Source organism: Streptomyces kebangsaanensis (genome assembly GCF_001906585.1).
In the GTDB taxonomy this organism is placed as follows: Bacteria; Actinomycetota; Actinomycetes; order Streptomycetales; family Streptomycetaceae; genus Streptomyces; species Streptomyces kebangsaanensis.
In genome coordinates, this window is sequence record NZ_JUJA01000040.1 from 102,543 (window position 1) to 117,214 (window position 14,672).

Below are 14,672 nucleotides of genomic sequence, written 5' to 3' on the forward strand. Positions count from 1 at the left end.
CGGGTCACTCCCGCCCCGACTGCCGTGATGCGTGTCAGTCGTTGGCGACGACGGGATAACGCGGCTCGTTCTCGGCCATCTGCCGCAGCGCGTCCTTGCGCTCGCGCTTGGAGAGCCGGTCGATGTAGAGGTAGCCGTAGAGGTGGTCGGTCTCGTGCTGCAGACACCGCGCGAAGTAGCCGGTGCCGCGCACCTTGACCGGGTTGCCCCGCTCGTCCTGCCCGGTCACCTCGGCGTAGTCGGGGCGGGCGAGCGGCGCGTAGGCGGTGGGCACGGACAGGCAGCCCTCGTTGCTGTCGTCCAGGCGGCGGCGGTCGGCGGGCAGCTCGACCAGCTTGGGGTTGCAGACGACGCCGACGTGCCGGGCACCGTCGTCGTCCGGGCAGTCGTAGACGAAGACCTTCAGGTCCACACCGATCTGGTTGGCGGCCAGGCCCACGCCCTCGGCGGTGCGCTGGCTGGCGAACATGTCCGCGACCAGCTGCTGGAGCTCCTCGCCGAAGTCGGTGACGTCCCTGCACTCCTTGTGCAGCACCGGGTTGCCGACGACCGTGATGGGCCGGGAGGTGCCGCGCTCGCGCCAGGCCGTCTCGCGCTCCTCGCAGTCCTCCGTGTCGACGACGTACCCCTCGTCGTCGACGGGGAGCACGCCCGCGTGCTGCTGATCGGTGTCCTGCTGCGCCATGACCGCCCTGTGCCTGCCTTCCTGGAACGACTGATGCTGTTAAAGAGTACGGCGAGTGCTCAGCAGACCTCTTCCAGGTCCCGCCAGTCCCGGGAGTCCGGGCTGTCGGCGACCCAGCCGTCCAGCAGCCCCCTCACCAGCGAGGCGGGCGCGGCCAACCCGCACTCCCGCTCCGGCACCCACAGCTGTCCGTCGGTGCGGTGGCCGAGGGGTCCGGGGTGCCCCGGCTCGCTGTGGTCGTGCGGGTCGAGGTGCTCGCCGTCGCCCTCGTCGGACGGCATCCGCGACTCCGAGCACATCCGGCACAGCAGTCGTACGGACGACGACCAGTCCTCGGCGGCGAAGCCGGCGTCGGCGGCCAGTTGCTCCAGGGCGTCCCGGTCGGCCTCGGTTGCGGCCTCCAGGAGGACCACCCAGGTGGGCACGGGCGAGGGCGCCCACAGCTCGATCTCGTCGAAGACGGGGTAGGTGTCGCCGGCCGCGGTGGTCCGCTCGCCGTGGGGCACGCCGTCGTGCAGCACGACCTCGCCCCAGCGCCGCCCCGAGGAGGGCAGCGGGATGGACAGCACCTCGATCCGGGCCGGGTCCAGGCGGCGGCCCCAGACCACCTCGGCCTCGCCCTCCGGCGACAGCCGCACGGCCGCGCTGCCCAGCTCCATGCCCACCGGCTCCCCGGCGGCGGCCGCGCCCCCGGGCACCTTCAGGCCGTACGCCTGCCAGGCCCGCCGGGCCAGCGGCCAGTCCTGCAGGGCGGTGGCGGCGATGCCGACGTTCCACCAGTCGGGTGCCCCGGTCTCCTTCTCCAGCAGGGCCACGGCCCTCAGCCCCGCCGTCCTGGCCTGCTCCCAGTCGTGCCGGAACTTGTGCAGCAGGGCGAGGTTGAACCAGGACTCGGACAGCCAGGGCTCCAGGTCGGCGGCGCGTGTCAGCAGCGCGCCCGCGTCCTCGTACCGACCGTCGCCGATCAGGGTGAACGCGCGGTCGGTGGCCTGCCGCCAGGAGGCGGAGGGCCGGTGCCGCACCTTGCCGAAGATCCTCACGATTCCCGCCTGCCAGTTCCGTTCAGTGGGCTGGCTTCTGCCCCCGGACACCCTCTCCTTCGCATCCAACCACGTACGGTTGGGAAGGCGCTCATTACCCATGGGTTACCCCACGGCGGGCGACATCAGACCGTCGCGTGAGAGTACACGGGCCAGTGATTCCACCACATCGGGGGCGTACTCGGCCGCCAGCCGCAACTCCTCCAGTGCCTGGAGCGACCCGCCGGGTCCGGCGTCGCGCGCCTTCTCCTCGTAGGCGTTGACGGCCCGCACGATCCGCGCGGGCAGCGGCTGCTCCCGGCAGGAATCGGCCTGGCGTTCCACCACGACCGCGACCCGCGCGTCGACCCCGGTCTGCCGTACGACGGCCCCGCCGAGCAGCGCGATACGCCGCTGCTGCTCGGCGGGCAGGCCGGCGGTGGCGCCCGCGGGGACCGGGTCGACCAGGCTGAGCTGCCCGATGTCGTGCATGAGGGCCGCGTGCTCCAGCACGGTCAGCTCCGGCTCCGTCAGCCCCAGGTCCCGGCCCACGGCCCGGCTGAGCGCGGCCACGCGCCGGGCGTGCCCGGGCGGGGTGTACCCGGCGACCTCGGTGGCGCGGGCCAGGGATGCGATGGTCTGCCGGTAGGTGCTCCGCACGGCCGCGTACCGTCTCAGGGACAGCTGGGTGAGCAGCAGCGGCACCGAGAACACGGGCAGCGCCCACAGCCCGGCCACCGCGACCGCGAGGGCCATGACCGCACCGGTCGCGCACACCGCCGAGCCGATCCCGAGCAGCCCGCGCAGCTCCTCGCGCAGCAGCGGGCCGAACGGCCACCGGGTACGGCAGTGCGCCGACGCGGCGGCCAGCACGGCGCCGCACAGCGCGGTGAGCACCAGCAGCGCGAGCAGCAGCAGGGCGTACGCCGGGCCGATCCAGTCCCGGAACGCCCCCTCGCCGTACAGCGGCTGGAAGCAGACGGCCGCGAAGGCGACGGTGAGGATCCGTCGCGCGAGGTGGTCGAGGGCCTGCCCCTCCCCGCGCGCGAGGTGCGGCACGCTGCCGAGCAGACACGCGCCGAGCACCACGGCGACGACCTGGAAGGCGCCGTGGTGACTGACCCGCCCGGCGTTCTCGCCCAGCAGGGCGTACGACAGCCCTCCCGCGGCACCCAGCGGCGCGGCCTCCCGGACACCGGCCCCGCTCCACCGCGCGAGCTCGCCGACGAGCACGAGCGCCCCGAAGGCCAGGGCGGCCCCGCGCTCCTCCACGCCGGTCCACAGGGTGACGCCGAGGGACAGCAGGGCGACGAGGAGCGCCGAGCCGCGGATGAGGGCCGGCAGCAGGAAGCGGCTCATCGGCGGGCTTCCTCGCGGTCGGCCGCGGGCGGCACCGGCGGGGGGAGGGGCGCCCCGTCCTCGGCCGTGACCGCCGGGTGCCAGCCGTGCCGGTCCAGGGCCCGTGCCAGTGCCGTGACCATCCGCGGGTCGAACTGCGCGCCGGCGCAGCGTTCCAGTTCCTCCAGCGCGGCGCCGACCGGGCGGGCCCGCCGGTAGGAGCGGGTGGAGGTCATCGCGTCGAAGGCGTCCGCGACGGCCACCACCCGTGCGGACTCGGGGATCTGGCTGCCCGTCAGCCCGTACGGATAACCGCTGCCGTCCAGGCGTTCGTGGTGGTGCAGGATCGCCGAGCGGGCCTCCCCCAGGAAGGAGATCCCGCGCACCATCTCGTGCCCGTACTCGGGGTGCAGCTCGATCACCCGTCGCTCCTCGGGGGTCAGCGGCCCGTCCTTGCGCAGCAGCCGGGTGGGCACGCCCAGCTTTCCCACGTCGTGCAGGATGCCGGCGAACCGCAGCACCTCGACGCGCTCGTCGTCCATGCCGAGCTCGCGCGCGATCATCATGGAGGCCTGACCGACCCGCTCGCTGTGCCCGCGCGTGTACCCGTCCTTGATGTCGACGGCCTGCACCAGCGCGCGGATGGTGGCCCGGTGGGCGGCCCGCTCCCGGTGGTACTGGGCGTACACCCACCACGACACGCACATCGGCAGCAGCACCAGCAGCGCGGCGACCGGGCCGTAGGGGCTGCGCCACAGCACGGCCATCATCAGTCCCGCGAGCCCGTGCACCCCGATCGGCGCCAGTGACCGGGTGAACAGCCCCGGCCACGCCCGCCGTACCGGCACTCTCTCGACGAGCGCGTGGATCCCGCCGTCCAGCGCCGTCAGCACCAGGCAGAAGGCGAACACGGCGGCCCCGGCGGGGGCGAGGACGTAGGGGAAGTCGGAGGCGGCGACGGCGTCCCGGCCGCCCAGTGCCCCGTGCACCCGGGCGGCCGCCCAGACCGCGAGGGCGAGCTGGGCCGCCCGCCAGATCCGGCGCAGCCCCTCGGGCCGCTGCCCGGCGCGGGCGAGCAGGACACCCGGCAGCGGAACCAGCGCGGCGGCGGCCGGCGGCAGCAGGAAGGCCGCCGCCAGCAGGGCCGGGTAGAAGGGGCCGGCGAGATTGCGCCGGGCGAGGTGCCTGCATCCGGCGTACACCGCGGCGAGCAGGGCGACCGCCCACCAGGGGGTGCGGGTCACCGGCAGGGGCAGCAGACAGGTCAGGGCGCCGAGGACCACACAGGCGACGTACGCACGGACCCGTGGTGGAACCGCCTCCATGCCGCTCCTCCCCGGTCACGCCTGTCCACGGTGGGAGCGTAGGGCGGGCAGCGGGGAGCACACGGGGCAAAGCCCCATGGATTAGCACGTTCGGGTGAACAGTGCCCGGGCGGGCGTCCGCGCGGACGGCGGGTCAGGACTCCTGCGGCGTCACCGGCGCCGCGGTCACGTCGCTCTCGGGGACGGTGTGGCCGGAGCGGATCAGCTCGATCCGCCCCATGACCTTGGCGCGCAGGTCGGCGGGTACGTCGTCATGCCCGCAGCACCGCTTGACCAGCTTCTTCACGGCCTGCTCCAGGCCGTACTTCTCGAGGCATGGCGAGCATTCCTCGAAGTGGTGCTCGAACTTGGTGCGATCGACTTCCGGCATCTCACTGTCGAGGAACTCGTAGAGATGGTCGAGTACCTCACCGCAGTCCGTCTCGTGCGGCTCTCCGCAGCTCATGAGCCCGAGCCTTTCGCTTCGTCCGACTCTCCGGCACCGGCCGGGACCAGTCCGCGCTCGCGGGCGTAGTCCTCGAGCATTCCGCGCAGCTGACGGCGGCCCCGGTGCAGCCGGGACATCACCGTACCGATGGGTGTCCCCATGATGTCCGCGATCTCCTTGTAGGCAAAGCCCTCCACGTCCGCGAGGTAGACGGCTATGCGGAATTCCTCGGGGATCGCCTGGAGCGCCTCCTTCACGTCCGAGTCGGGCAGGTGGTCGAGCGCCTGCGACTCGGCGGAGCGCAGCCCCGTCGACATGTGCGACTCGGCCCGCGCGAGCTGCCAGTCCTCGATGTCCTCGGCCGCGCTGCGCTGGGGTTCGCGCTGCTTCTTGCGGTAGGAGTTGATGAACGTGTTGGTGAGGATCCGGTACAGCCACGCCTTGAGGTTGGTGCCCTCACGGAACTGGTGGAAGGACCCGTACGCCTTGGCGTAGGTCTCCTGCACCAGGTCCTCGGCGTCGGCCGGGTTGCGCGTCATGCGCAGCGCGGCCGAATACATCTGGTCGAGGAATTCGAGCGCGTCCCGCTCGAAGCGCGCACTGCGCTCGGCACTCGACTCCGCGGACGCTTCCACACGCGCGCCCCGGCCCTCGGGCTGCTCCGCCTGGCCGTTGTAGGCCCCTGCGTCGGTACCGGGAACCGGACCCACCTCCTCAAGCGATGTCGGAGGACCGGAAGCGGTCCCACCCGAATCGGAGGATAGACGACGATCCGGCCCGCCCGCCGCCCGAATCGGAGCGGTCCTGGCCGCGTGCAGCACCGTCCAGTCCAGGGCAGTACGGCTGCTGCGGCTCGGGCATACGGTCGAACCCATGCGGCGGACTTCCTCTCCTGTGGCGTGGGTGCCGGTGACCGGCACTTCTGTCCGCCTCAACAGCGCCCGGGGGCCGGACATTCCCGGGCGTCACCCGAGTGACGCGGCCCACTGGGCGACGCCCTCGGTGAGGATCTCCAGCGCCCGCTCCTGCGTGATGTCCGCCCGCTTCGGGACGGCGAAGCCGTGATCGGCGTACGGCACCTCGATCAGGTCGTGGTCCCCCTCGGGGAACTCCACCGGCCTGCCGAACGGGTCGTTGCCGCCCTGGACCACGAGGGTGGGCACCCCGGGTGCGAGCAGTTCCTCCGCGCGGGACCTCTCCGGCCTGCCCGGCGGGTGCAGCGGGAAGCCGAGCGCCAGTACGGCGTGCGCGCCCAGCTCGGTCGCGGTGCGGCAGGCGACGCGCGCGCCCGCGCTGCGGCCGCCGGAGATCACCGGCGGCCCGGACGCGGTGAGCGCCGGCCAGAGCCCGCGCCAGCCGGTGTCCAGGGTCTTCGGCGCGGGGGCGACCTTCCTGCCGGCCACCCGCCAGGGCTGCTCGACGAGCGCGACGCTCACGCCGTGCCCGGGGAGGGTCCGCGCCAGCGCCTGCAGGTCGCGGGCCTCGACGCCGCCGCCGGCGCCGTGGCCCACGGCGAGGACGAGCCGGGCCTCGTCCGCCCGGTGCCAGGTGATGCGGGCCCGGCCCGCATCGGTCTCGACGGTCTCGGTGTTCTCGGCGGTCGTGGTGTTCTCGGCGGTCTCGCTCACGTCAGAAGAGTGTGCCCTCTTCCGGGGCGGGCAGCTCCTGCAACAGCTCCGGGCCGTTGTTGCGGACGTTGCTCACGGCCGTCGAGACGGGGTAGGCGCGCATCAGGCCGGGCGGCGGGGGTGCCAGCAGGGCGCGCAGGTCGTCCACGTCCGTGCGGGCCGGATCCAGCCAGGCGTCCCAGCGGTCGGGGGTCAGCATCAGCGGCATCCGGGGGTGGATGTCGTGCAGCGAGCGCGGGCCCTCGGCCGGGGCGACGGCCAGCGGGGTCTGCTCGGCCTCCGTGGTGATCACCGAGCAGGTCGCCCACCAGGCCCGCGGGTGGTCGTCCGGCAGCGTACGGTCCCGCCAGAACTCGTAGAGCCCCGCCATGGCGAACACCGAGCCGTCCGCCGGGGTGACGAAGTACGGCTGCTTGCGGGGCCGCTTGCGCTTGCCCTGGACCTCCAGCTCGCGCTCCTGGGTGCCGGTGACCCACTCGTAGTAGCCGTCGGCGGGCACGATGCAGCGCCGGGCGGCGAAGGCACGGCGGTACGACGGCTTCTCGTGCACCGTCTCCGCGCGCGCGTTGATCATCCGGGCGGCGCCCTCGGGGGACTTCGCCCAGGAGGGGACGAGCCCCCACTTGAGCTTCCTCAGCTGCCGAACCGGGCGCCTGTCGCCGGCGTCCTTCAAAGGGCGGTCGAGGACGACGGGGACCTCCTTGGTCGGGGCCACGTTGTAGTCGGGCACCAGGGTCTCCGCCGGTTCCCCCACCTCGACCTCGAAGATTCCTGCGAGATCCTCGGGGCCGCGACTCGCTGCATACCGTCCGCACATACGTGCAACACTGCCAGGCCCACCCGTCACCCGACCACCACCCCTCGACGACGGCGCCGCGCGCCGCCCCCCACCGATTCGACGACAGGGAGCCACCAGGAAACATGGACAGCCTCGCCTCGACCGCGCTGCCCGACCTCTGGGACCGGCTCGTCGGCACTCAGCCCGACCCCGACCTGTGGGTGGTGGTCGCCACCGCGGTCGCCGCGCTCGCCGTGGTCGTCCCGCACGGCCTGTGGCGGCTCTCCCGCAACGCGATCACCATCGCGCACGAGGGCGGCCACGGGCTGGTGGCGCTGCTCACCGGCCGCACGCTGACCGGGATACGCCTGCACTCCGACACCAGCGGCCTGACCGTCAGCCGCGGCAAGCCGTACGGCATCGGCATGATCCTCACCGCGGCCTCCGGCTACACCGCTCCCCCGCTGCTGGGCCTGGGCGGCGCGGCCCTGCTCTCCGCCGGGCGCATCACGCTGCTGCTCTGGGTGGCCACGGCGCTGCTGGTGGCGATGCTGGTGATGATCCGCAACGCGTACGGGGCGCTCACCGTGGTCCTCACCGGCGGCACGTTCCTGCTGGTGTCCTGGCTGGCCGGCCCCCAGGTGCAGGCGGCGTTCGCGTACGCGGTGGTGTGGTTCCTGCTGCTCGGCGGGGTGCGCCCGGCCTTCGAGCTGCAGGCCAAGCGGTCCCGAGAGGGCGCCGGGGACTCGGACGCGGACCAGTTGTCGCGGCTGACGCACGTACCGGCGGGGCTGTGGCTGTTCCTGTTCCACGCGGTGTCGCTGTGCTCGCTGACCGGCGGGGGCCGCTGGCTGCTGGGGGTGTGACCACCCACCTGGACGGACAGCGACCGGTCCGACCGCCTCCTTATAGAGTGGGGCCATGGCTCCGAACCCCGCGCACACCGCCCTCTGGCCCGCCCCGCACGCGAGCGGAGCCGTCGACGCGACGGTCCACGTGCCCGGGTCCAAATCGGTCACCAACCGCGCCCTGGTGCTCGCCGCCCTCGCCTCCGAGCCGGGCTGGCTGCGCCGCCCGCTGCGCTCCCGCGACACGCTGCTGATGGCGGCCGGCCTGCGGGCGATGGGCGTGGGCATCGACGAGGGCGTCGGCCCGGACGGCACCGGGGAGGCCTGGCGCGTGATCCCCGCGGGCCTGCACGGCCCGGCCACGGTCGACGTCGGCAACGCGGGCACCGTGATGCGCTTCCTGCCGCCGGTCGCCGCGCTGGCCGACGGCCCCATCCGTTTCGACGGCGACCCGCGGTCGTACGAGCGTCCGCTGCACGGAGTCATCGACGCGCTGCGTGCCCTGGGCGCCCGGATCGACGACGACGGCCGGGGCGCGCTGCCGATGACCGTGCACGGCGGCGGTGCGCTGGACGGCGGCCCGGTGGAGATCGACGCCTCCTCCTCGTCCCAGTTCGTCAGCGCCCTGCTGCTGTCCGGGCCGCGCTTCAACCAGGGCGTGGAGGTCCGGCACACCGGTTCGACGCTGCCGTCGATGCCGCACATCCGGATGACGGTGGACATGCTGCGCGCGGTCGGCGCCCAGGTGGACACCCCCGAGTCGGGCGGCGAGCCGAACGTGTGGCGGGTCACGCCGGGTGCCCTGCTGGGCCGGGACCTGGTCGTGGAGCCGGACCTGTCCAACGCCCAGCCCTTCCTCGCGGCGGCGCTGGTGACCGGCGGCAAGGTCGTCGTCCCCGACTGGCCGGCCCGGACGACCCAGCCGGGCGACCGGCTGCGGGAGATCTTCACCGAGATGGGTGGTTCCTGCGAACTCACCGATTACGGCCTGGTGTTCACCGGTTCGGGTACCATCCACGGCATCGACGTGGACCTGGGCGAGGTCGGTGAGCTGACCCCGGGCATCGCGGCCGTCGCCGCCCTCGCGGACTCCCCCTCGACCCTGCGCGGCGTGGCCCATCTGCGGCTGCACGAGACCGACCGGCTGGCCGCGCTGACCAAGGAGATCAACGAGCTCGGCGGTGACGTGACCGAGACGGCCGACGGCCTGCACATCCGCCCGCGCCCGCTGCACGGCGGGGTCTTCCACACCTACGAGGACCACCGCATGGCGACCGCCGGCGCGGTCATCGGCCTGGCGGTGGAGGGCGTGCGGATCGAGAACGTGGCGACCACGGCGAAGACCATGCCGGACTTCCCCGGACTGTGGACCGGGATGCTCGGGGCGTAGGGGCGCGGGGAACACGTCATGCGGCGCTACGGCAAGCACACCGACGAGGACGACATCCGCACCCGCCCCAATCGCCGGGGCAACCGGCCGCGTACGAACATCCGCCCGAAGCACGAGGACGCCGCCGAGGGCATGGTGCTCACCGTCGACCGGGGCCGGCTGACGTGCCTCGTCGAGGGTCGCACGATCGTCGCGATGAAGGCCCGCGAACTGGGCCGCAAGGCCGCCGTCGTGGGCGACCGGGTCGCCCTGGTCGGTGACCTGTCCGGGACGAAGGACACCCTCGCGCGCATCGTCCGCATCGAGAAGCGCACCTCCGTCCTGCGCCGCACGGCGGACGACGACGACCCGTACGAGCGCGTGGTGGTCGCCAACGCCGACCAGCTGGCCATCGTCACCGCGCTCGCCGACCCCGAGCCGCGCCCGCGCCTGATCGACCGGTGCCTGGTGGCGGCGTACGACGGCGGCCTGGACCCGCTGCTGGTCATGACCAAGTCGGACCTGGCCCCGCCGGACGAGCTCCTGGAGCTGTACGGCGCGCTGGACATCCCCTACGTCGTCACCAGCCGCGAGGAGCTGGAGAGCGGGGACGCGGCGGACCGGGTGCGCGAGCATCTGGACGGGAAGGTCACCGCGTTCGTCGGCCACTCCGGCGTCGGCAAGACCACGCTCGTCAACGCGCTGGTGTCCGAGGAGCGGCGGCGGGAGACGGGCCGGGTGAACGCGGTGACCGGCCGGGGCCGGCACACCACCACCTCGGCGCTCGCGCTGCCGCTGACGGGCGCGTCCGGCTGGGCCGTCGACACCCCGGGCGTACGGTCGTTCGGCCTCGCGCACATCGACCCGTCCCGGGTCATCCACGCCTTCCCCGACCTGGAGCCGGGCACGGAGGGCTGCCCGCGCGCGTGCAGTCACGACGAGCCGGACTGCGCTCTGGACGAGTGGGTCGCCGAGGGCCACGCGGACCCGGCGCGTCTGTACTCGCTGCGCCGGCTGCTGGCCACGCGGGAGCGCAAGGAGGGCGACTGACCTGCCCTGACCTCCGCGTTGTTTGGGTGCGGTGCGGTCCGGCAAGTGCATAATCGCACGGAGCCGGACGGGGACCTGCCCAGGCACGACCAAGCGGTCACGGCATGCGGACGCACGGGAGGACAGCACATGGCGTGGCTGCTGGTCATCGTGGCCGGGTTGCTCGAGACGGGCTTCGCCGTGTGTCTGAAACTGTCGCACGGTTTCACCAGGCTCTGGCCGACCATCGCCTTCTGCTGCTTCGCCCTGGGCAGCTTCGGGCTGCTCACCCTGTCGTTGAAGAAGCTCGACGTGGGTCCGGCGTACGCGGTGTGGACCGGCATCGGCGCGGCGGGCACCGCGATCTACGGCATGGTCTTCCTCGGCGACCTGGTCTCCACACTGAAGATCGTCTCGATCAGCCTGGTCATCATCGGCGTGGTCGGGCTGCAGCTGTCCGGTTCCGCGCACTGAGGCACGGCGCCGGGCCGGGTCAGACCGGCTGCCGGTGCAGGACACCGCGGACGAGTTCGGCGATCCCGCCCTCGCCCGGCGGCGCCGCCACGCACGACAGGGCGAGGCGGATCACCAGTTCGCAGGTGCGGGTCAGGGCGGCAGTCTCCGCCTCGGGCGTGCCGGGCACGGACAGCAGGGCCACGGCACGGTCGCGGACGATCGCGACAAGGTCGCCGGGCGACGGCAGCGGGCCGTCCGCCCTGCGCTGCGCCGGCACGGCGGAGGAGGACGGCACCGCCGAGAGCGTGGGCGTGGGCAGCCGCTCGCTCCAGCAGCCGGTGAGCACCGCCTTCGCCAGCGCGTTGCCCCGGGCGGCCGACGCGGTCCACTCGGCAGCGGCGGTGAGCCGTTCGCGCGGGTCGCCGTGGGTGGCGAGGGCGCGCTCGACGCCGGCGAGATAGCCGTCCGCCTCTCTTCTGACGAGGGCGCGGGCGAGCCCTTCCTTGCTGCCGAACTCGTTGTAGAGCGTCTGCCGGGAGACTCCGGCCGCCGCGGCCACGTCCACCATCCGCACGGCGGACCACGGCCGTCGTGCCAGCGCCGCGCAGGCGGCGTCCAGCAGGGATTCCCGCGCTGCAGGCATCATCGCCTCCCTGGGGCGGAGCGGCTCTGCGCCCAGATTTGACGCGCGGGGACGCACTGTCAAGGGTTCGTGACGGAGTGTGGGGGAAGCGCGGCCGCGTCCACCTGCGGGCGCGGCGAGCCGACCCGCCCCCGGCCCACCCACGTGCACCGTCGCACCCACGTCCCCGGTAGCCCCGTCCCCACGGGACGGATACCGTGCCTTACATGCCCGACTACCTCGACGATCTGCGCCTGGCCCACGTCCTCGCGGACGCCGCCGACGCCGTGACCATGGACCGCTTCAAGGCCCTCGACCTCAAGGTCGAGACGAAGCCGGACATGACTCCGGTCAGCGAAGCGGACAAGGCGGCGGAAGAACTCATCCGCGGCCAGCTGCACCGCGCCCGCCCCCGCGACGCGGTCCTCGGCGAGGAGTACGGCATCGAGGGCACCGGCCCCCGCCGCTGGGTCGTCGACCCGATCGACGGCACCAAGAACTACGTCCGCGGCGTCCCCGTCTGGGCGACGCTCATCTCCTTGATGGAGGCCTCCGAGGGCGGCTACCAGCCCGTCGTCGGTGTCGTCTCCGCGCCCGCGCTCGGCCGTCGCTGGTGGGCCGCGCAGGGCTACGGCGCCTTCACCGGCCGCAGCCTGACGAAGGCGAGCAGGCTGCGGGTCTCGCGCGTGGCGAAGCTCGCGGACGCCTCCTTCGCGTACTCCTCGCTCAGCGGCTGGGAGGAGCAGGGCCGCCTGGACGGGTTCCTGGACCTGACCCGCGAGGTATGGCGCACGCGCGCGTACGGCGACTTCTGGCCGTACATGATGGTCGCCGAGGGCTCGGTCGACCTCTGCGCGGAACCCGAGCTCTCCCTGTGGGACATGGCCGCGAACGCGATCATCGTCACCGAGGCCGGCGGCACCTTCACCGGCCTGGACGGCCGTCCCGGCCCGCACGGCGGCAACGCGGCCGCGTCCAACGGGCTGCTGCACGACGAGATGCTGGAGTACCTCAACCGGCGCCGCTGAGAAACCGCCATGTGCCGCGCACGCCCCAACCGGGCGTGCGCGCCCCCTTGTTGACCCCCGCTTTGCCTGCGACTCTGAGGGTCCCCCCACTTGTGCGTTTGTGCAGTGCTCGACAGGCGCCTCCGGCGCCGGGCATGAACCATCCGGATTCCTCCAGGAGGTGACTCCATCCCATGCTCGTCCGCGACGCCATGAGCACGGTGGTCCTCACCATCGGCCCCGCACACACCCTCCGCCAGGCGGCGGCCCTGATGTCCGCGCGCCGCGTCGGCGCCGCCGTGGTCCACGACCCCGACGCCGGCGGCATCGGCATCCTCACCGAACGCGACATCCTCGACTCCGTCGGTCTGGGCCAGAGCCCGGACGCCGAGCACGCCCATGCCCACACCACCACCGACGTGGTGTTCGCCGCCCCGACGTGGACCCTGGAGGAGGCGGCCCGGACCATGACGCACGGCGGCTTCCGGCACCTGATCGTCCTGGACGGCGGCGAACCGGCGGGGATCGTCTCGGTCCGCGACATCATCCGCTGCTGGGCGCCGGTCCGGCAGCGGGCGGCGCAGGTGCCGGCCTGACGGTTCCGGCGGACACGGCCGGCGGACATGGCCCCGAAGGGACCCGGCCCGCCGGCCACGACAAGCGGTCCAGTGCCGGAAATCAGGCGCTCTCTCCCCCTCGGTCATCAGGCGGCAGAGGTCGCCGGCCTGGACGAAGTCGTTGCCCTCGGCGTGGACCGGCGCCTCGTGGCCACCGGAGCGCCGGCTCCCGTCGTGAGCGGCGCCTGCGTCACGCCGCCGCCCGGGTCGCACTCGTCTGGCCACACCGCTCGGCCGAAGCCGAGACCGATCCCACACTGGACAACGTCCAAGTCAAGCAAGACTCCAAAGTCACACCCGTTCGGAAACTATTCCCCTGCTGTTAGGCTGGTCTGCATGAGTGACCTTCTGGAACGGCTGCGCGGACGCGGATGGCGCATGACCGCGCAGCGGCGCGTCGTGGCCGAGGTCCTCGACGGCGAACACGTCCATCTGACGGCCGACGAGGTCCACGCACGGGCCGTCGCGAAGCTGCCCGAGATCTCCCGGGCGACCGTCTACAACACGCTGGGCGAGCTGGTCTCCCTCGGCGAGGTCCTCGAGGTGGCCACGGACAAGCGCGCCAAGCGGTACGACCCCAACGCGCACCGTCCGCACCACCACCTGATCTGCGCCGGCTGCGGCGCGATCCGTGACGTCCACCCGAGCGGCAACCCGCTGGCCGACCTGCCCGACTCGGAGCGCTTCGGCTTCACGGTCTCGGACGTCGAGGTGACGTACCGCGGCCTGTGCCCGAACTGCGCGGCGGCCTGACCGCCACGACCGACGTTTTCAGGAGACCCCGGCACCATCGAGGTGCCGGGGTCTTTCCGTGAGGCGACGCACGTCGTGAGGTGACGCGCGCGGCTGCGCAGGAAACGCCGAGGGCCGGAATCCTTGATCGGATTCCGGCCCTCGGACTTCAGTAGCGGGGACAGGATTTGAACCTGCGACCTCTGGGTTATGAGCCCAGCGAGCTACCGAGCTGCTCCACCCCGCGCCGTTGAGTGCAACAGTACGTGAACGACGGGGAGAGAAGCAAATCGCTTACGGTGACGTGTGCCGCAGCGTGTGCCGCGGCGTGCGCCACCCCGTATGACACCCCCGTGCGTCAGGCCCCGTGCGTCACGCCGACAGCTCCTCGCGCAGGGCGTCCCGCAGCCGCGCCGCCCGCTCGGCGACCGCCGCCGGCCCCAGCTCCACGGCCCGGTCGGCCCACCGCTGGCCCTCGGTCAGCTCGCCCCGGCGCGCGTAGACCAGGGCGAGCCGGAGCGCCGCCCGTCCGTGCCCGGCGTCGGCGGCCCGTGTCCACCACAGGGCGGCCTCGGGCTCGCTGCCCTCGCGGGCGAGCAGCAGTCCCAGGTTGAACGCTCCGTTGCGGGAACCGGCCTCCGCCGCCGTCCGGTACCAGCGCGCCGCCTCGACCACGTCTCCGCGGGCCGCGGCCAGCATGCCGACCCGCACCTGTGCGCGCCGGTGCCCCTGGGAGGCCGCCCGCTCGTACCACTCCTCGCACTCGGTCTTCTCGTGGACCGCCGGCTCGCC

17 protein-coding genes and 1 tRNA gene are annotated in these 14,672 nt (G+C 73.1%); 7 read left to right on the forward strand and 11 right to left on the reverse strand.

Annotated features, from left to right (window positions below; all coding sequences use genetic code 11):
• Positions 1 to 34: 34 nt before the first annotated feature.
• The 8 genes from def to RH94_RS05835 form a co-directional block, all read right to left on the reverse strand.
• Positions 35 to 685, reverse strand: coding sequence for a peptide deformylase (gene def / locus RH94_RS05800; protein WP_073946569.1), 651 nt, complete (start codon positions 683 to 685; stop codon positions 35 to 37).
• 59 nt (positions 686 to 744) lie between these two features.
• The gene (locus RH94_RS05805; RefSeq protein WP_073946570.1) at positions 745 to 1,725 is read right to left on the reverse strand and encodes a tetratricopeptide repeat protein; all 981 of its coding nucleotides are present in this window, start codon (positions 1,723 to 1,725) and stop codon (positions 745 to 747) included.
• A 105-nt stretch (positions 1,726 to 1,830) separates the two neighbouring features.
• Complete coding sequence (locus tag RH94_RS05810; RefSeq protein ID WP_073946571.1) at positions 1,831 to 3,063, reverse strand: HD-GYP domain-containing protein; 1,233 nt, start codon at positions 3,061 to 3,063, stop codon at positions 1,831 to 1,833.
• Positions 3,060 to 4,367: an HD-GYP domain-containing protein gene (locus RH94_RS05815; protein ID WP_073946572.1), complete on the reverse strand. Its 1,308-nt coding sequence runs from the start codon at positions 4,365 to 4,367 to the stop codon at positions 3,060 to 3,062. The genes RH94_RS05810 and RH94_RS05815 overlap by 4 nt, the downstream gene beginning before the upstream one ends.
• Positions 4,368 to 4,500: 133 nt before the next feature.
• On the reverse strand, positions 4,501 to 4,812 hold the full coding sequence (gene rsrA, locus RH94_RS05820) for a mycothiol system anti-sigma-R factor (protein WP_073946573.1): 312 nt from the start codon (positions 4,810 to 4,812) through the stop codon (positions 4,501 to 4,503).
• Positions 4,809 to 5,504: a sigma-70 family RNA polymerase sigma factor gene (locus RH94_RS05825; RefSeq protein ID WP_199880873.1), complete on the reverse strand. Its 696-nt coding sequence runs from the start codon at positions 5,502 to 5,504 to the stop codon at positions 4,809 to 4,811. The genes rsrA and RH94_RS05825 overlap by 4 nt, the downstream gene beginning before the upstream one ends.
• A gap of 255 nt (positions 5,505 to 5,759) precedes the next feature.
• Entirely contained in the window at positions 5,760 to 6,422 is a 663-nt protein-coding gene (locus tag RH94_RS05830; RefSeq protein WP_073946575.1) for an alpha/beta hydrolase family protein, read from the reverse strand.
• Position 6,423: 1 nt separating this feature from the next.
• A complete protein-coding gene (locus RH94_RS05835) occupies positions 6,424 to 7,239 on the reverse strand; it encodes an SOS response-associated peptidase (RefSeq protein ID WP_073946576.1) in 816 nt (271 codons plus the stop codon).
• 104 nt (positions 7,240 to 7,343) lie between these two features.
• Between RH94_RS05835 and RH94_RS05840 the strand changes: the two genes are divergently transcribed.
• The 4 genes from RH94_RS05840 (at position 7,344) to RH94_RS05855 (ending at position 10,920) form a co-directional block, all read left to right on the forward strand.
• A complete protein-coding gene (locus RH94_RS05840) occupies positions 7,344 to 8,066 on the forward strand; it encodes a M50 family metallopeptidase (RefSeq protein ID WP_073946577.1) in 723 nt (240 codons plus the stop codon).
• 55 nt (positions 8,067 to 8,121) lie between these two features.
• Positions 8,122 to 9,438, forward strand: coding sequence for a 3-phosphoshikimate 1-carboxyvinyltransferase (gene aroA, locus RH94_RS05845; protein ID WP_073946578.1), 1,317 nt, complete (start codon positions 8,122 to 8,124; stop codon positions 9,436 to 9,438).
• 18 nt (positions 9,439 to 9,456) lie between these two features.
• On the forward strand, positions 9,457 to 10,467 hold the full coding sequence (rsgA, locus tag RH94_RS05850; protein ID WP_073946579.1) for a ribosome small subunit-dependent GTPase A: 1,011 nt from the start codon (positions 9,457 to 9,459) through the stop codon (positions 10,465 to 10,467).
• 129 nt (positions 10,468 to 10,596) lie between these two features.
• A complete protein-coding gene (locus RH94_RS05855; protein ID WP_073946580.1) occupies positions 10,597 to 10,920 on the forward strand; it encodes a DMT family transporter in 324 nt (107 codons plus the stop codon).
• A 19-nt stretch (positions 10,921 to 10,939) separates the two neighbouring features.
• Here RH94_RS05855 and RH94_RS05860 read toward each other — a convergent pair whose 3' ends face one another.
• Positions 10,940 to 11,548, reverse strand: a complete 609-nt coding sequence (locus RH94_RS05860; protein WP_073946581.1) for a TetR/AcrR family transcriptional regulator — start codon at positions 11,546 to 11,548, stop codon at positions 10,940 to 10,942.
• 203 nt (positions 11,549 to 11,751) lie between these two features.
• Between RH94_RS05860 and hisN the strand changes: the two genes are divergently transcribed.
• From hisN to RH94_RS05875, 3 genes are all read left to right on the forward strand, one after another.
• The gene (gene hisN, locus RH94_RS05865) at positions 11,752 to 12,552 is read left to right on the forward strand and encodes a histidinol-phosphatase (protein WP_073946582.1); all 801 of its coding nucleotides are present in this window, start codon (positions 11,752 to 11,754) and stop codon (positions 12,550 to 12,552) included.
• Positions 12,553 to 12,725: 173 nt separating this feature from the next.
• Positions 12,726 to 13,127 carry a CBS domain-containing protein gene (locus RH94_RS05870; RefSeq protein WP_073946583.1) on the forward strand — a complete coding sequence of 134 codons (402 nt, stop codon included), beginning with the start codon at positions 12,726 to 12,728 and terminating at the stop codon, positions 13,125 to 13,127.
• A 357-nt stretch (positions 13,128 to 13,484) separates the two neighbouring features.
• On the forward strand, positions 13,485 to 13,901 hold the full coding sequence (locus tag RH94_RS05875) for a Fur family transcriptional regulator (protein ID WP_073946584.1): 417 nt from the start codon (positions 13,485 to 13,487) through the stop codon (positions 13,899 to 13,901).
• Positions 13,902 to 14,053: 152 nt separating this feature from the next.
• Here RH94_RS05875 and RH94_RS05880 read toward each other — a convergent pair.
• A tRNA-Met gene (locus RH94_RS05880) sits at positions 14,054 to 14,127 on the reverse strand.
• 125 nt (positions 14,128 to 14,252) lie between these two features.
• Positions 14,253 to 14,672, reverse strand: a 420-nt coding sequence (locus RH94_RS42495; RefSeq protein ID WP_407697262.1) for a tetratricopeptide repeat protein, incomplete at its 5' end; no start/stop codon positions are given.